The organism is Labrys sp. Lb11 (assembly GCF_057554225.1).
Genome location: NZ_BAAJOT010000008.1, coordinates 148821 through 163692 on the forward strand (window position 1 = coordinate 148821; position 14872 = coordinate 163692).

At 70.1% G+C, this 14872-nt stretch carries 18 protein-coding genes; 7 read left to right on the forward strand and 11 right to left on the reverse strand.

The annotated features are described in order from the left end of the window. Positions 1-50 precede the first annotated feature (50 nt). On the reverse strand, positions 51-200 hold the full coding sequence (locus AC27L4_RS27620) for a hypothetical protein (protein ID WP_487145825.1): 150 nt from the start codon (positions 198-200) through the stop codon (positions 51-53). Positions 201-277: 77 nt separating this feature from the next. Here AC27L4_RS27620 and AC27L4_RS27625 point away from each other — a divergent pair, with 77 nt between their 5' ends. Together AC27L4_RS27625 and AC27L4_RS27630 are read left to right on the forward strand one after the other, a co-directional pair. Continuing rightward, positions 278-565: a hypothetical protein gene (locus tag AC27L4_RS27625; RefSeq protein WP_487145826.1), complete on the forward strand. Its 288-nt coding sequence runs from the start codon at positions 278-280 to the stop codon at positions 563-565. A 178-nt stretch (positions 566-743) separates the two neighbouring features. Further along, positions 744-1529 carry an enoyl-CoA hydratase-related protein gene (locus AC27L4_RS27630; protein ID WP_487145827.1) on the forward strand — a complete coding sequence of 262 codons (786 nt, stop codon included), beginning with the start codon at positions 744-746 and terminating at the stop codon, positions 1527-1529. Between the two features lie 46 nt (positions 1530-1575). Here AC27L4_RS27630 and AC27L4_RS27635 read toward each other — a convergent pair whose 3' ends face one another. After that, the gene (locus AC27L4_RS27635) at positions 1576-2361 is read right to left on the reverse strand and encodes a tellurite resistance TerB family protein (protein ID WP_487145828.1); all 786 of its coding nucleotides are present in this window, start codon (positions 2359-2361) and stop codon (positions 1576-1578) included. Between the two features lie 259 nt (positions 2362-2620). Between AC27L4_RS27635 and AC27L4_RS27640 the strand changes: the two genes are divergently transcribed. After that, a complete protein-coding gene (locus AC27L4_RS27640; RefSeq protein ID WP_487145829.1) occupies positions 2621-2833 on the forward strand; it encodes a hypothetical protein in 213 nt (70 codons plus the stop codon). A gap of 92 nt (positions 2834-2925) precedes the next feature. Here the strand turns inward: AC27L4_RS27640 and AC27L4_RS27645 are convergent, their stop codons facing one another. From AC27L4_RS27645 to cobS, 6 genes are all read right to left on the reverse strand, one after another. Further along, positions 2926-3792 (reverse strand): NAD(P)-dependent oxidoreductase, encoded by an 867-nt coding sequence (locus tag AC27L4_RS27645; protein ID WP_487145830.1) that lies wholly within the window; start codon positions 3790-3792, stop codon positions 2926-2928. 27 nt (positions 3793-3819) lie between these two features. Next, on the reverse strand, positions 3820-4575 hold the full coding sequence (locus tag AC27L4_RS27650) for an ABC transporter permease (RefSeq protein WP_487145831.1): 756 nt from the start codon (positions 4573-4575) through the stop codon (positions 3820-3822). Position 4576: 1 nt separating this feature from the next. Continuing rightward, positions 4577-5296, reverse strand: a complete 720-nt coding sequence (locus tag AC27L4_RS27655) for an ABC transporter permease (protein ID WP_487145832.1) — start codon at positions 5294-5296, stop codon at positions 4577-4579. An 85-nt stretch (positions 5297-5381) separates the two neighbouring features. After that, positions 5382-6167, reverse strand: a complete 786-nt coding sequence (locus tag AC27L4_RS27660) for an ABC transporter substrate-binding protein (protein WP_487145833.1) — start codon at positions 6165-6167, stop codon at positions 5382-5384. Between the two features lie 150 nt (positions 6168-6317). Further along, positions 6318-6563 (reverse strand): DUF1289 domain-containing protein, encoded by a 246-nt coding sequence (locus tag AC27L4_RS27665; RefSeq protein WP_487145834.1) that lies wholly within the window; start codon positions 6561-6563, stop codon positions 6318-6320. 15 nt (positions 6564-6578) lie between these two features. Continuing rightward, positions 6579-7370, reverse strand: coding sequence for an adenosylcobinamide-GDP ribazoletransferase (gene cobS, locus AC27L4_RS27670; protein ID WP_487145835.1), 792 nt, complete (start codon positions 7368-7370; stop codon positions 6579-6581). Between the two features lie 195 nt (positions 7371-7565). On the opposite strand from cobS, the gene cobT reads away from it, so the two are divergent. Together cobT and AC27L4_RS27680 are read left to right on the forward strand one after the other, a co-directional pair. Beyond that, entirely contained in the window at positions 7566-8591 is a 1026-nt protein-coding gene (cobT, locus tag AC27L4_RS27675; RefSeq protein WP_487145836.1) for a nicotinate-nucleotide--dimethylbenzimidazole phosphoribosyltransferase, read from the forward strand. Positions 8592-8667: 76 nt separating this feature from the next. After that, positions 8668-8961 (forward strand): hypothetical protein, encoded by a 294-nt coding sequence (locus AC27L4_RS27680; protein ID WP_487145837.1) that lies wholly within the window; start codon positions 8668-8670, stop codon positions 8959-8961. 290 nt (positions 8962-9251) lie between these two features. Here the strand turns inward: AC27L4_RS27680 and AC27L4_RS27685 are convergent, their stop codons facing one another. Together AC27L4_RS27685 and AC27L4_RS27690 are read right to left on the reverse strand one after the other, a co-directional pair. Further along, positions 9252-10298 (reverse strand): IS110 family RNA-guided transposase, encoded by a 1047-nt coding sequence (locus tag AC27L4_RS27685; RefSeq protein WP_487145838.1) that lies wholly within the window; start codon positions 10296-10298, stop codon positions 9252-9254. Between the two features lie 142 nt (positions 10299-10440). Beyond that, complete coding sequence (locus AC27L4_RS27690) at positions 10441-11964, reverse strand: sensor histidine kinase (RefSeq protein WP_487145839.1); 1524 nt, start codon at positions 11962-11964, stop codon at positions 10441-10443. A gap of 101 nt (positions 11965-12065) precedes the next feature. Between AC27L4_RS27690 and AC27L4_RS27695 the strand changes: the two genes are divergently transcribed. Further along, positions 12066-12578: a thermonuclease family protein gene (locus tag AC27L4_RS27695; protein WP_487145840.1), complete on the forward strand. Its 513-nt coding sequence runs from the start codon at positions 12066-12068 to the stop codon at positions 12576-12578. Between the two features lie 493 nt (positions 12579-13071). After that, positions 13072-13815 carry an MBL fold metallo-hydrolase gene (locus tag AC27L4_RS27700; RefSeq protein WP_487145841.1) on the forward strand — a complete coding sequence of 248 codons (744 nt, stop codon included), beginning with the start codon at positions 13072-13074 and terminating at the stop codon, positions 13813-13815. A 39-nt stretch (positions 13816-13854) separates the two neighbouring features. Here AC27L4_RS27700 and dusA read toward each other — a convergent pair whose 3' ends face one another. After that, positions 13855-14853 carry a tRNA dihydrouridine(20/20a) synthase DusA gene (gene dusA / locus AC27L4_RS27705; RefSeq protein ID WP_487145842.1) on the reverse strand — a complete coding sequence of 333 codons (999 nt, stop codon included), beginning with the start codon at positions 14851-14853 and terminating at the stop codon, positions 13855-13857. Positions 14854-14872: the final 19 nt, after the last annotated feature.

Genomic DNA, 14872 nt, shown 5'->3' on the forward strand with positions numbered 1-14872 from the left:
CTTGTTCTCGGCCGCCCCTTTTCTCTCTTCCACAAGTCGTGAAAGGGCAGCTACTCCACCAAGCCAAGTGAGGCGGCGACCTTGATGTTTTCACACCCTGATGCGCTGAGCAGATTGCGGGCGAAGGAGCGCGGGCGGGCGGCAATGTCCGGATTCTTGCGGATGCGGGAAGCGTCCTCGGCGAAGGCGACGTCACGCACGGAATGGCTGCCGCTTTCGATGCGCCAGTGGCCGCGCCGGTTTGGGCGGGTCGGATGCCTTCGTCTTCGACACGGCCGTGAATGGCGCGACCAATGTCGACCGGATCAGCGACTTCAGCGTGGCCGACGATTCCATCGGCCTGGAGGCGTCGATCTTCACCGCGCTGACGACGGCCGGCGTCCTGTCCGCCGGCGCGTTCTTCACCGGACCCGCGGCTCACGACGCCGACGACCGCATCATCTACAATGCCGCGACCGGGACGCTCAGCTACGATGCCGACGGCACCGGCGCCACGGCCGCAATCCGGTTCGCGACGGTCGAGACGGGGCTGGCGCTGACCCATCTCGACTTCCTCGTCCTTTGACGTGCACGGGGCGGCGCCGCGCCGCCCTCCGAGAATCGCCGCCCCGGGAGCCGCCGCCACGACCTCCGCCGCACTGGGGCAGAGGGAACGATCCGAAAAACCCGACGAGACGGCGGCGCGACGAGGTCGCACGCCCTGGCTCCCGCCCGGGCGTGCTAGTCTGCCGGCGGAGGATCGCATGACCACCATCGAATCGACGACGCAGGACGGCGTCCGCACCCTGACGTTCAACCGGCCCGACAAGCTCAACGCCTTCAATGCCGCCATGCATGCCGACCTGCGCCATGCGCTCGCCGCCGCGGCGGCCGACGACTCGGTCAAGGCCGTGGTGCTGACAGGGGCCGGCCGGGCCTTCTCCTCCGGCCAGGACCTGACCGAGGATCTGCCGCGCGACGGCCGGGGCCGCATCGACCTCGGCCCGCCGCTGGAGCGCGACTACAACCCGCTGATTCTCTCGCTCGCCTCGTATCCCAAGCCGACCATCGCCGCATTGAACGGCCCGGCCGTCGGCGCGTCGATGAACATCGCGCTCGCCTGCGACATCGTCTTGGCGGCGCGCTCGGCCATGCTGCAGGAGGCCTTCGCCAGGATCGCGCTGGTGCCGGACGCGGGCGGCACCTGGCTGCTGCCGCGCCTGGTCGGACCGAAGCGGGCGCTCGCCCTGATGATGACCGCCGAGCCGGTGCCGGCCGAGGAGGCCCAGAGGCTGGGCTTGGTCCACAGGGTTTTCGAGGATGCCACGTTCGCGGCCGATGTCGCCGGGTTCGCCGCCGGCCTCGCCCGCGGGCCCGCCCTCGCCTATCGCCTGATGAAGGAAGCGGTGCTGGCGAGCGCCACCAACGACCTGGTGGCACAGCTCGCCGTCGAGGCGCGGGTGCAGAAGCAGGCCGGCTTCTCCCACGACTTCGCGGAGGGCGTCGCCGCCTTCCGCGAAAAGCGGCCGCCGCGTTTCGAGGGCCGTTGAGGCCGCCCGGGAGCGAGTCGCCCTGGACGGCTGTGCAGCGCCCGCCTCAGGCGGCCGCCTTGGCCTGCGACACCGTCGCCTCCAGATGCGACTTCAGCGCCGGGTCGAGCCTGAGGCTGGTGGCCAGCGCCGAGAGATAGGCGCGCTCGACATCGGTGTCGGGATCGATGGCGACGAGCGAGGCGGCGTAGACCTGCGCCGCCAGCTCGGGCGTGTTCGCCTCGGCCGCGAGCGCCGCGATGTGGACCGGGCTCGCCAGCTCCGCGTCGAGGAAGGCACGATCGCCGCCGGCCGCCGGCACCTCGCCGAGAATGCGGGCCCGCTCCTTGTCGTCGATATGGCCGTCCGCCTTCGCCGCCGCGATCATGGCGCGCAGCACCAGCCGCGCCGTGGCGTCGCTGGTGAAGGCCGGGTTCGCGGGCGGGGCCGGCAGCGCCGCCGGCGCGGGAGCCTGCGCCTGCGGGCTGGCGGAGCCGGTGCCGAGACCGAGGATCGGCCGGCCGGCCTGATAGTCGCTATAGGCCTTGTAGGCGAGGCCGCCGATCGCCGCCATGCCGCCGAGCTTGAGGATGTCGGAGCCGAGCGAGCGGCCGATCTTCGAGCCGAGCACCAGCGACAGGAGGCCGCCGGCCGCGGCGCCGGTGGCGAAGGAGCCGACATTGCCGGGAAGGAAGCCACCGCGTCCGCCGTCGGGCTGGGAACCGGCATCGCGTCCCTGGGGTTGTCCGCTCCCCTGTCCGAGCTGGCCGAGCACGCCGCCGAGCGTCTGCTGCAGGCTGCCGCCCGCGCCGGCGCCGAGGAATTGGTCGAGCATCTTCTTGGGGTCGAACATCTGGCCGGGTTTCTCCGTTGAACCGTCGAGACATGGCGGCCCGATCCGGCAGGAGCAAGGCACGACCGGGCTGCCGCGGCGGGTTCTGCATGAAACTTCGGTAATCTTGCATCCCGTTCATCCGGCCCCGCCGAGGGCGGCGCCAGGGGAAACCGGCGAGCGGCACGGCCGCGCCGCCGACGCCCTTCCGGAATCGGCGCAATGCCCTATCTTAGGTGCCGGGCAAGTCGACCGTCGCCCTGCAACCCGTCCGGACGCCATGTTCTCAAGCCGCTGGATCTTCGCCGCCCTCCTGATCGCCCTGGCCGGCGCATCGGTCTATGTGTTCAGCAATCCGGAAATGGCGCAGCGCTATGTGCAGATGCAGCGCGCGACCGAGCTGTCGACCGAGACCAAGGACCTGGTGATGGGCGGCCTCGTCATCGCCATCGGCGGCTATCTCGCCTGGTTCCTGCTGCGCCGCCGCGACTGAGGCCAGGGCCCCCGCCTTCGCGGTCCCGAGCCTGCGGCGGGCATTCATTGCCATGGTCGCGGACGCGTCGTGCGCCCGTTCCCCGGGCGGGCCTACCGCTCCAGCCGGGCGACCAGGCTCGACGTGTCCCAGCGCCGGCCGCCCATGGCCTGGACCTCGGCGTAGAACTGGTCGACCAGAGCGGTGACCGGCAGCTGGGCGCCGACGTCGCGAGCGGTGGCGAGGCAGATGCCGAGGTCCTTGCGCATCCAGTCGACGGCGAAGCCGAAATCGAACTTGCCCTCGCTCATGGTCTGCCAGCGATTCTCCATCTGCCAGGACTGGGCCGCTCCCTTGGAGATGACGCTCATCACCAGCTCGATGTCGAGCCCGGCCTTCGCGGCGAAGTGGATGCCCTCCGACAGGCCCTGGACCAGCCCGGCGATGCAGATCTGGTTGACCATCTTGGTCAGTTGCCCGGCCCCCGAAGGCCCCATCAGCCGGCAGGCCCGGGCATAGTGGGCGATCACCGGCTCGGCGCGGGCATAGATGTCGGCATCGCCGCCGCACATCACGCCGAGCGCGCCGTTCTCCGCGCCGGCCTGGCCGCCGGAGACCGGCGCGTCGATGACGCCGAGCCCCCGCGCCTTGCCCTCGGCGTGGAGCTGGCGGGCGACCTCGGCCGAGGCCGTGGTGTGGTCGACGAAGATGGCGCCCGGCTTCATGCCGGCGAAGGCCCCGGCCTCGCCGAGCGTGACCGAGCGCAGGTCGTCGTCATTGCCGACGCAGGCGAAGACGATGTCGGCTCCGGCCGCGGCGTCGGCCGGCGTCGGAGCCGCAGCCGGCCCGAAGCGCTCGACCCAGGCCTGCGCCTTGGCGGTGGAGCGGTTGTAGACGGTGACGTCGTGGCCGCCGCGGGTCTTCAGGTGGCCGGCCATCGGGAAACCCATGACTCCAAGGCCCAGAAAGGCGAGCTTCATCGCGGCGGCTCCATCGACTGATTCGGATCACGCGCTCCTGGCGGGGCGCAGGTGGCGCGTCATGCGCCATTCCATGGCGTCCCACAAGCGGCGGATGGTCTCGACCAGCACGAGGTAGATGATCGCCGCCCACAGATAGGCCTGGAAGTCGAAGGAGCGCGAGAAGATGAGCCGCGTCACGCCCATCACGTCGAAGACGGTGACGATCGAGGCGACGGAGCTGGCCTTGATCATCAGGATCAGCTCGTTGCCATAGGGACGCAGCCCGACGAGCAGCGCCTGGGGCAGCACGATCTTGCGGAAGATCTGGCCGGCATGCAGGCCGAGCGCCTCGCCCGCCTCGGCCTGGCCCTTGCCGACGGCCTCGATGCCGCCGCGCAGGATCTCGGCCTGGTAGGCGCCAGTGTTGAGGGCGAAGGCGAAGAGCACGTAGTAGAAGCCCTCGCGCAGGATCCACCACACCCCGATCTGCTCGAAGAAGCCGCGATAGCTGGCCATGGCGGTGCCGAGGCCGGCATAGATCAGGAAGAGCTGGGCGAGCAGCGGCGTGCCGCGGAAGAAGTAGACATAGCCGAAGGCGACGGCGCGCAGCGCGCGGTTCTTCGACATCCGCGCCATGGCGACGGGAAAGGCGATGATCCCGCCGACGATCATCGACACGGCGACGATGACGAGGGTGGTCCTGAGGCCATCGAGCAGGCGCGGGCCGTAGCGGGCCAGCAGTTCGGTATCCATGCCGAGCCAGCCGGCCAGGGTGAGGATGATGGCGCCGATCTCGTCCATGTCAGGCCCCGGCTCGCGTCAGGCCGCGCCGCGCCCGGCGCTCCAGCCCGTCGATGACGAACGAGGAGGCGATCGCCATCGCCAGATAGAGCAGGCAGCAGACGAGATAGAAGAAGAAGGGCTGCTTGGTGACGCCAACGGCGATGTAGGTCGTGCGCATCAGGTCGGAGAAGGCGATGACCGAGACCAGCGACGTGTCCTTGAGCAGCGCCATCCAGTTGTTGCCGAGGCCGGGCAGCGCGATGCGCAGGGCCTGCGGAAAAATGACGTGCCGGAAGCAGTTGAAGCGATCGATGCCGAGCGCGGAGGCGCCCTCGCGCTGGCCCTTCGGCACGGCCCGCAGGGCGCCGAGCCAGACCTCGCTGGAAAAGGCGCCCATCACCACGCCGAGGGCGATCAGGCCGGCGGCGAAGCCGTTGACCTCGATATCGCCGGAGAAGCCGAGGCCGGCGGCAATCTTCCGCAGCAGGATCTGGCCGCCGTAATAGATGATCAGGATGGTCAGGAGCTCCGGCAGCGCCCGGAACAGCGTGGTGTAGACGTTGCCGACAAGGCGCAGGACGGCACGATTGCTGTTCTTGGCCAGCGCCACAATCAACCCGACGGCCAAGCCGACCGGCAGGGTGCACACTGCCAGCAGCAGGGTCAGCCCGGCGCCGCGCGCGAGTTCGTCGCCCCAGCCGTCGGGCCCCCAGGACAGAAGCGAGAAAAGGTCGAGCATCGGCACCCGGTCGAAACGGAGGATCAGGCGTCATGGGGCAGCACGGGCGCGCTTGCGCCGCCCGTGCCGCAGGCCGGGCCGAGCGTCAGTAGATCGAGAACGGGAAGTACTTGGCGTTGATCTTCTCGTAGGTGCCGTCCGCGACAATCGCGGCGATGGCCTTGTTGAACAGTTCGACCAGATCCTTGTCGTCGGGCCGGACGGCGATGCCGACGCCCTCGCCGAAATACTTGACGTACTTCTTGTGGTCGACGTCGGCCTTCCACTCGCAGCACGAGGCCTCCGGCTTCTTGAGCCAGTCCATCAGCACGGTCTTGTCGGCCTCGACCGCATCCAGCCGGCCGGCGGCCAGGTCGGCATTGGCCTCGTCCTGGGTGGCGTAGAGCTTCACCTCGGCGCCGGCGGCCTGGTAGACCTCCTCCAGGAAGGTGGCGTGCGTGGTGGAGGACTGCGTGCCCAGCACCTTGCCCTTGAGGCCCTCGGGCGACCAGTCGGTGATCTTGGTGTCCTTGGCGGCGATGAAGGCGGGCGGCGTGTTGTAGTACTTGTTGCTGAAGGCGACCTTCTTCTTGCGCTCCGGCGTGATCGACATCGAGGCGACGATGGCGTCGTACTTGCCGGCGAGCAGGGCCGGGATGATGCCGTCCCAGTCCTGGGCGACGAAGGTGCATTCCACCTTCAGGTTGGCGCAAAGCGCCTTGGCGATGTCGACGTCGAAGCCGATCAGCTGACCGGAGGAGTCGACGGCGTTGAAGGGCGGATAGGCGCCTTCGGTGCCGATGCGGATGGTCTTCCAGTCCTTGGCCGACGCCGAACCGACGGCTGCGGCTACCGCGACGGCGGCGATCGCGATGATCTTGACGAGACGCATGCTCGTTCCCCTGCTTTTTCTGGTCTTGCCGGGCGGTTGGAACCGCCCGTCAGGCTTTTGCCCGTGCCCGCACTCAAGCACCATGCCGGGACGGGCGCAACTCGCCTGCGCAAGTTTCCCATGCAGCCGTGTGGAATGCGCCGCCGGCGCTCAGCCCCGCCGGCGGCCGGTGCGCCGGCGCGCCGCCAGGGCCTCGTCCCAGGCCGCGCGGGCCGCGGCCAGGGCCGGCACGTCCGCGAAGCGCTCCGGCAGCCGCGCCATCAAGGCAAGCCGCTCGGCCTCGGTCATGTCGATCCAGCGTCCGATCTCGGCGGACGAACGGCCGCAGCCGATGCACAGCCCCGCCTCGGGGTCGATGCGGCAGATGGCGACGCAAGGGGTGGAGGTGATCTGCATCGATCCAGTGTGCCGTCAGTTCGGGGCCGACGCCAGCGCGACGGCGAGGAAGGCGAGATCGGCGAGGCATGTCGCGGCGCCGCAGACGTCGCCGGTCTGTCCGCCGATCTGGCGGCGGGCCAGGCGGGCGATGCCCCAGGCCGCGGCCAGGGCGGCAGCGGGCGCGAGCACGGCTCCCGCAGCGCTGCCGGTCAGGACCGTCAGACCGGCGGCGAGGACGGCGCCGAGGCCGGCCCCGACGGCCCAGGGCGCGGCGGCGAGCACGCCGGCGGCGGCCCCGGCGCCGTCCCGCCGCGCCGGTGGCAGCGCCACCAGGGGCCAGAGGCCGGCGATGCGGGCCACGGCGGCCGAAGCGACGAGGGCGACAGCGGCCGGCCAGGGGCCGTGCCGCGCCAGCAGCTCGGCCAGGAGCGCGGCCTTGGCCATCAGCGCCAGGGCGAGGGCCGCGGCGCCGTAGCTGCCGAGCCTGGGGTCCTTCATGATCTCCAGCTTGCGCTCGAGGGTGCGGCCGCCGCCGAAGCCGTCGGCGATGTCGGCGAGCGCGTCCTCGTGCATGGCGCCGGTGACCAGGACGAGCCCCGCGACGGCGACGATCGCCGTCGGCCAGGCCGGCAGGCCGGCCGCGTGGACCAGGATCAGCACCGCGGCGCCGACCGCGCCGATCAGCACGCCGGCGACCGGCGCGGCCGTGGCCAGGCCGGCCATGGCCGGAGGCGCATGCGGATCGGCCTCGAAGGGCAGGACCGGCAACGGCAGCCGCGACCAGAACCGGACCGCCCGGGCGACGGAGGAAAGATAATCGGACAAGGCAGCTCCCGCAGGCGTATGGTCGGCAGGCCGGCGCGATCTTTCCGCAGGGAAGCGGGCAGCGCAAGGCGGCCCCCTCGGGCGCATGGCCGCACCACGCCCGCCGGGACTTTGCGCCGCCCCGCGCCCCGGATATAAGCGCGCGCCGTCGTCGCGCCATCCCGGCGCGACGCATGACCAAGCCCGGACCGTTCCATGGCTCTCGCCGCCACTGCCCTGCCCTTCGACGACATTCGCGGCCTGCTCAAGCTGATGCCGGATCTGAATGCGGACGCAGTCGACGCCGTGCGCGGCCGCGACCGGCAGCTCACCAAGCCACCGGGCAGCCTCGGCCGGCTGGAGCAGATCGTCGAGTGGCTCGCCGCGGTGCAGGGCGTGGCCGCGCCGGCGGTGACACGGCCGATGGTGGCCGTGTTCGCGGGCAATCACGGCGTCACGGCCAAGGGCGTCTCGCCCTACCCGCCGGCCGTGACGCGGCAGATGCTGGAGAACTTCGCCGCCGGCGGCGCCGCCATCAACCAGATCTGCGCCACCTTCGACATCGGCCTGAAGGTGTTCGACCTGGCGCTCGACATCCCGACCGGCGACATCACCGAGGGCCCCGCCATGGACGAAGCGGCCTGCGCCGCCACCATGGCCTTCGGCATGGAGGCGGTGGCCGGCGGCACCGACCTCCTGGTGCTCGGCGAGATGGGCATCGGCAACACCACGGTGGCGGCGGCGATCTACCACGCCCTCTACGGCGGCGCGGCGCGCGACTGGGTGGGGCGCGGCACCGGCGTCGACGATGCCGGCCTGGCGCGCAAGACCGACGCCGTGGCCGCGGCCGTGGCGCGGCATGCCCCCCATTTGCGCGACCCGCTCGAAGTGCTCTCCCGACTCGGCGGCCGCGAGATCGCCGCCATGGCCGGCGCCATCCTGGCGGCGCGCCTGGAACGCGTTCCGGTGGTTCTCGACGGCTATGTCGTCTGCGCCGCGGCAGCGGTGCTGCATGCGCTCGACCCGGCGACGCTCGACCATTGCGTCGCCGGCCATGTCTCGGCCGAGGGCGCCCATGGCGAAGTGCTGCGGCGCCTCGGCAAGGCGCCGCTGCTCGACCTCGGCATGCGGCTCGGCGAAGGCTCGGGCGGCGCGCTCGCGGTGGCGCTGATCAAGGCGGCCGTGGCCTGCCATCGCGGCATGGCGACGTTCAGCCAGGCCGGCGTCAGCGACAAGGCGTGATCCTCCCCGCCTCAATCATGCCATGATTGCACCGGATTGGTGAGGGTGGACAATACCAGCCCGGATGGACACGCCCATGGCCCGCCTCTGGATCGCCGCTCTCGCCGCAACCTCCTGCGTCGCAGCCGCTCCCGCTCTCGCGAGCGAGGGGAACAGCCTGCGCTGCGCCTCCTACGGGCCGGGCTTCGTCTATTCGGAGACCTCCGGCTTCTGCGTGCGCATCAGCGGTTCGATCGAAGCCGGCTTCGTCGCGAATTCGGGCGGATCGAGCGTCGGCAACAAGGCCGGGCTGAGCTTCGACGCCCGCAAGGACACCGAGATGGGCCCGTTCCGCGTCTACGTGGCCCCGAAGGCCGGCACCTTCAACTGAGAGCCTTCTCTGATTGGGGTCGTTGAGGTCAAGCTGCTCGTTCTGATTTCTCCGGCTTGTGTCGCTCCCGTGGGTCACACGCTTCTCTTCGCGGTCGACGCTTGGCCGCCGCATGATGGGGTCAGAAGGGCGAGGCGTCTCAATCTGTTTCACGACCTTGCAGGTTTGCCCCTGCAGGCTCTGGACTCTCAACGAGATCGCCTTGCCCATCGTCCCCACGGGACGATCCGGTTCACCCTTGATGCGGGTTCATGCGTGGTGTTGTGTCCTCCTGTTTCAGCACTGCGGCGTCATGCTGCGACCGGGGCGCCATTGGCAGGGTCTTTGCCGAAACGGAACTCCACACCGTCGCTCCACATGCGGTGGAGGATGACGGCGAGCTTGCGGGCGACCGCGACGCGGGCGCGGGCCATGCCGCGATGCCTGGCGATCTTCGTCCCCCAGGCGCGCAGGCTCGACCATTTCCGGCTGCGCACCAGCAGCGTGTGCGCCGCCTCATAGAGTGCCGTGCGGGCGAGTTCGTCGCCGCAACGGCTGATCTTGCCCTGGATGTCGGTTTCGCCGGACTGGTAGCGCGCCGGGGTCAGGCCGAGATGGGCGCCGACGTCGCGCGAGCGCCTGAACCGGTCGGGCCGGTCGATCGTCGCCCGAAAGGCGAGCGCGGTGATCGGGCCGACGCCCGGAACGCTCATCAGCTGCCGGCAGACCTCCTCCTTCCTGACGAGATCCAGGACCTGCCTGGTCAGACCGGCGAGCGCGGTCAGCATGCCGGACAGCACAGCCAGAAGCGGCTCGACGAGTGGCATCACCAGCGGGTCGCCCTCGGCCAACTCGCGCACGCGGCCAGCGAAGGCTGGACGCGAAGGGGTGCCGAGCTTGAGGCCGGCCTCGCGCAGGATCGCCCGCACCACATTCTCGATCGAGCGCATCTCGCCCAGGACCGTGCGGCGCGCCACCAAAAGCGAACGCCACAGTCGGCACTGGCGGCTCTTGACGTGAACCTGCCGGAACCAGCCCGTCCGCATGATCTGCGCCAAAGCGCGGGCGTCGTTGCGGTCGGTCTTGTTGGGCATCGTCTTCATCGCCGCATTGGCCTGGCGCATCTCGATGCAGATCGCCGGCAAGCCCGCCGCGCGCAGACCGTCGTGAAGCCAGGCCGTCAGCGAGCAGGCTTCCAGGCCGATGCGCTCCAGCGGCAGGCCGATCTGGTTCAGCGCCGCGGCCAGCGCGTCAGGCTCGCTCGCCGCGCGCGCCTCCTTCACGATCCGGCCCGTTCCATCCACAACGCAGATCGCGGTCTCTTCCAGCGAAACGTCCAGTCCGGCATAGTATTCCATGGCTGCTCCTTCCCGATGCTTGTGGCCGATCAACACGGACCACGTTCCAACATCCCGAACGGAGCAGCCACCCTCAGGCCGAGACCCCAATCACCCCATCTGACCGGCCCCCGATCCGCGCAACGGCGGGGAAGACGGCATATCAGGCGGCGCGGGCTCGGCGCGCCGGCTTGCCGTCGATGATCGGCGGCAGCGCCTCCATCACCCGCTCGGCCGGGAAGATCACTGTCACCTCGGTGCCCTCGCGCAGCTTCGAGCGCAGGCTGAACTTGCCGCCGTGCAGGTCGACCAGGCCCTTGACGATCGGCAGGCCGAGCCCCGTGCCCTGCTCGGCCGTCTTGATCGCCAGCGAGCCGCGGCCGAACGTGGCGAGTACGGTCGGGATCTCGTCGTCGGGGATGCCCGGACCGGTGTCGGCGATCAGAAGGTATTGGCCGCCGGTCGAGGTCCAACCGGCCTTCATCACCACCTCCCCGCCCTGCGGCGTGAACTTGATGGCGTTGGACAGGAGGTTGAGCGTGATCTGCCGCACGGCACGCTCGTCCGCCCAGATCGCCGGCATGCCGGTCTCGAACACCTGGTGGATGCGCAGGCCCTTGGCCTTGGCGCGCAGCTTGAGCAGATGCAGGCATTCGTCGGCCAGGTGCACCAGGTTGACCGCCTCCTCCTTCAGTTCGTAGCGCCCAGCCTCGATGCGCGAGAGATCGAGGATCTCGTTGATCAGGTTGAGCAGGTGCTGACCGCTGGCATGGATGTCGGCGACATATTCCTTGTAGGTTGGATTGTTGAGCGCTCCGAACACCTCCGACTTCATCACCTCGGAAAAGCCGAGGATGGCGTTGAGCGGGGTGCGCAGCTCATGGCTCATGGTGGCGAGGAAGCGCGACTTGGCGAGGTTGGCCTCCTCGGCCCGGCGGCGCGCCTCGTCGGAATTGGACTTGGCCTGCTCCAGCTCGGTGATCAGCGTGTCCTTCTCGGCGCGGAACTCCAGCGTCTCGACCGAGGAGTGGTGCAGCCTGTTGCCCAGGACGAGGAAATAGATGCCGGCCCCAAGCGCCATCAGTGTCATGGCCAGCACGACAATATTGCCCGAGGCGAGCGACACGCCGCAGGCGACGACCGCGATCGGCACCGCGCCGACATACATCACCATCGGCAGGGCGGCCGACAGGACCGCCGACATCGCGACGACGAGCATCATCAGGAACAGGAGGAAGAACTGCGCCGCCTCGTGGTCCACCGCCCAGAACTGCAGCGCCAGGGTCACCCAGGCGGCGGAGTTCAACGTCTCGGCCAGGGCGAAGCGCCGGCGCCAGAGACGGGGCGCGACGGCCCCCGCGGACTCGTCGATGAAGCGGCGCGACAGGGCGACCATGGTGGCCTGCGTGGAAAAGCAGGTCACCCACCAGATCGCCAGCATGACCGGGTCGCCCCAGAGGCTGGCCGAGGCCGCCAGCGCCGTCACCATGACGCCGACGGCCGGCGCCGCGCCGAGCCGGCTCTGGGCGAATTGGCGGATCATCTCCACGTCGAAGGCCTGACGCATGCCGCTCGACGAGGTCAGGCGTTCGCGCATGTCCCGCAGCTTGAGCGAGACGTCGCGACGGCGTGCGGACGCGAAACCAACCCGGTCCGATCCGGCCGTTTCGCCCGTCTCCACACTCATGCTCACGCCCTTCTCAGCGACGCCCCCCGAAGGACGGCCGCAGGCTTCCCAGATTGGCTAGGAATCGTTAACGATCCGCTGAAGATTCCGGACAAAGCCGAATGAAACTGCGGCGCCTGCTCGACATCGTCGCCGCCTATGCGCTGATCGTCCTGTTGATCGCGGTGGCGATCAAGCTGACCCAGGGCCAGAAGCCGGTGTTCGAGGGGCCGGCCTTCGCCATCGACGGCGACACGCTGGTGCTCCACGGCGAACGCGTGCGCCTGATCGGCATCGATGCCCCCGAGCTTGACCAGACCTGCCGCGTCGGCGGGGCGACCACGCCCTGCGGCCGCCAGTCACGCGAGGCGCTGCGCGCCCTCATCCGGGCCGGCGTGCGCTGCGAGAGCCATGGCCGCGACCGCTACGACCGCCTGCTCGCCTCCTGCACGGCGGGCGGCGGCGACCTCGCCGCCCGCATGGTGGCGGACGGCCAGGCGGTGGCCGAGGCCTGCTGCCGGGCGGAGGAAGCCGCCGCCCGCGCCGCCCGGCGCGGGATCTGGGCCGGGTCGTTCGAGCGGCCGGCCGACTGGCGCCGGGAGAGACGGGACGCGCATGGAGCAGCCGCGCAATAGGTCCGGCCAGATCGCCGCAGCCTTCGCCGCGACGATCCGCTCCGCCTCATAAGTGCAGGCGGGCTCGGCGGCGCCCATCAAAAGGCGCATCACCAGATTCTTCATCCCCCTGTTCGCGATGTATCGTTTTGCACAGTGCGAGCCGGCATGGCATGTCATCGTTCCGTTGCGCTTCAGCGCATCGAGCCGAGTGGGGCGGCAACTGAGAATTGGCAGGTTGTCCGGGGCCCACCCCGGCGGTCTCGAGGAACCTGCGCGGGAGATGTCGGGTGGGACTGATCGATGCTGGCGCGCCGCCCCGTTCGCGGCCCTCGTGCAACACCGCGGCTGGTGCGCGGCCCCGTCCGGCCGGGCAGAGGATCGCGCGCCCGCGCCTCGCCCGGAAGACAGGGAATACTCCGGCACATCGGCCCCGCCGGAGGGCTGACGCGCCGGCGACAACCCGGGCCAGCCGCGCCGGCGGCACCCTGCTTCCCGATGCCGGCGCCTGATCATGCGCGTCACGATTCTGGGATGCGGCGACGCCTTCGGCTCGGGTGGGCGCTTTCAGGCGGCGACCCTGGTGGAGGCCGGCAAGTCCGTCTGCCTGCTCGACTGCGGCGCCTCGACCATGCCGGCGATCAATGCGCGCGGCATCGACCCCGAACGGATCGACCTGATCGTCCTGACCCATCTGCACGGCGACCACTTCGGCGGCATCCCCTTCTTCCTCCTCGATGCGCAATGGGTCCGCGGCCGCCGGCGGCCGCTGATGATCGCCGGGCCGCCGGGGACGCGCCAGCGCATCCAGCTCGCCAACGAGGTGCTGTTCAACGGCTCGGCCAGCCATACCGATTGGGGATTCGCCTGGACGGTCGAGGAGATCGAGCCGGGGGTGGACGTCAAGCTGTGCGGCTTTCGCATCCATACCGCCGAGGTGCTTCACCCTTGCGGCGCGCCTCCGACGGCGGTGCGGCTGGAAGCCGGCGGCAAGGTGTTCGTCCATTCCGGCGACACGGAATGGACCGAGGCGCTGCCGCAGATCGCCCGAAGCGCCGACCTGTTCTTCCTCGAATGCTTCGCCTATGCGCCGACGCCGACGCATCTCGACTACGCCACGGTGGTGGCCAAGCGGCCGCTGTTCGATGCGCGCCGGGTGGTGCTCACCCATCTCGGACCGGAGATGCTGAGTCGCCTCGACGCCGTCGACCGGACCCTGTTCGACGTGGCCGAGGACGGGCTGGTGTTCGAGCTGTAGGCGTCGGACGGACCTCGCGCCGGACGCTGACGCCTGCGCTCAGGCGGCTTCGCGCCGCCGTTCGGCCTGGCGGACATGCTCCGCCGCGTCGAGCAGCACCGCCAGCCCGGCGCCGGGCTTCACCGCCTCCGTGGCCAGGTGCCGGCGGTAGAGCCGGGCGCCGGGGCGCCCCGGGAACAGGCCGATCATGTGGCGTGTGATGGCGCTCAGGCGCACGCCCTCGGCGAGTCGGGCCTCGACATAGGGCAGCATCGCCTCGATCGCCTCGAAGCCGTCGGCGACCGGCGCCGCCTCGCCGTGCAGCTCCGGATCGACCGCCAGCAGGATCTCCGGGTTCTGGTAGGCCTCGCGGCCGAGCATCACGCCGTCGACCCGCTGCCGGTGCCCGTGCCATTCGGCCACGGCCTTGATGCCCCCGTTGACGGCGACCGGCAGTTCCGGATGTGCCGCCTTCAAGCGGTAGACGCGCTCATAGTCGAGCGGCGGCACGTCGCGGTTCTCCCGCGGACTGAGCCCCTTCAGCCAGGCCTTGCGGGCATGGACGGTGAGGCCGTCGACCTCGGCGGCGCGCACCGCCGCTACCAGGGCGTCGAGCGCCGTCTCCGGATCCTGGTCGTCGACGCCGATGCGGCACTTCACGGTGACGGGAATGCCGACCGCCGCCTTCATCGCGGCGACGCAGTCGCCGACCAGCCCCGGCTCCTGCATCAGGCAGGCGCCGAAGCGGCCCTCCTGGACGCGGTCCGACGGGCAGCCGACGTTGAGGTTGACCTCGTCATAGCCGAACTCCGCGCAGATGCGGGCCGCCCGGGCGAGGTCCTGCGGGTTCGAGCCGCCGAGCTGCACGGCGACCGGGTGTTCCTCGGCCGAGAAGCCGAGCAGGCGCGAACGGTCGCCATGCAGCACCGCCCCGGTCGTGACCATCTCGGTGTAGAGCCGCGCGCGGCGCGAGAGGATGCGATGGAAGGCCCGGCAGTGACGGTCCGTCCAGTCCATCATGGGCGCAACGGCAATTCTGAATGATTGATATTTATGCATTTCCTGGGATTTCGGGATA

Excerpts from the sequence above, each read along its gene's own strand:
- AC27L4_RS27680 (WP_487145837.1), top strand. The coding sequence starts at position 8,668 with ATGGCCCGCCTCTGGATCGCCGCTCTCGCCGCAACCTCCTGCGTCGCA.
- AC27L4_RS27640 (WP_487145829.1), top strand. The coding sequence starts at position 2,621 with ATGTTCTCAAGCCGCTGGATCTTCGCCGCCCTCCTGATCGCCCTGGCC.
- AC27L4_RS27655 (WP_487145832.1), bottom strand. The coding sequence starts at position 5,296 with ATGCTCGACCTTTTCTCGCTTCTGTCCTGGGGGCCCGACGGCTGGGGC.
- AC27L4_RS27665 (WP_487145834.1), bottom strand. The coding sequence starts at position 6,563 with ATGCAGATCACCTCCACCCCTTGCGTCGCCATCTGCCGCATCGACCCC.
- AC27L4_RS27650 (WP_487145831.1), bottom strand. The coding sequence starts at position 4,575 with ATGGACGAGATCGGCGCCATCATCCTCACCCTGGCCGGCTGGCTCGGC.
- AC27L4_RS27630 (WP_487145827.1), top strand. The coding sequence starts at position 744 with ATGACCACCATCGAATCGACGACGCAGGACGGCGTCCGCACCCTGACG.
- AC27L4_RS27685 (WP_487145838.1), bottom strand. The coding sequence starts at position 10,298 with ATGGAATACTATGCCGGACTGGACGTTTCGCTGGAAGAGACCGCGATC.
- AC27L4_RS27690 (WP_487145839.1), bottom strand. The coding sequence starts at position 11,964 with ATGAGTGTGGAGACGGGCGAAACGGCCGGATCGGACCGGGTTGGTTTC.
- AC27L4_RS27635 (WP_487145828.1), bottom strand. The coding sequence starts at position 2,361 with ATGTTCGACCCCAAGAAGATGCTCGACCAATTCCTCGGCGCCGGCGCG.
- AC27L4_RS27645 (WP_487145830.1), bottom strand. The coding sequence starts at position 3,792 with ATGAAGCTCGCCTTTCTGGGCCTTGGAGTCATGGGTTTCCCGATGGCC.
- dusA (WP_487145842.1), bottom strand. The coding sequence starts at position 14,853 with ATGCATAAATATCAATCATTCAGAATTGCCGTTGCGCCCATGATGGAC.
- AC27L4_RS27660 (WP_487145833.1), bottom strand. The coding sequence starts at position 6,167 with ATGCGTCTCGTCAAGATCATCGCGATCGCCGCCGTCGCGGTAGCCGCA.
- AC27L4_RS27700 (WP_487145841.1), top strand. The coding sequence starts at position 13,072 with ATGCGCGTCACGATTCTGGGATGCGGCGACGCCTTCGGCTCGGGTGGG.
- AC27L4_RS27695 (WP_487145840.1), top strand. The coding sequence starts at position 12,066 with ATGAAACTGCGGCGCCTGCTCGACATCGTCGCCGCCTATGCGCTGATC.
- cobT (WP_487145836.1), top strand. The coding sequence starts at position 7,566 with ATGGCTCTCGCCGCCACTGCCCTGCCCTTCGACGACATTCGCGGCCTG.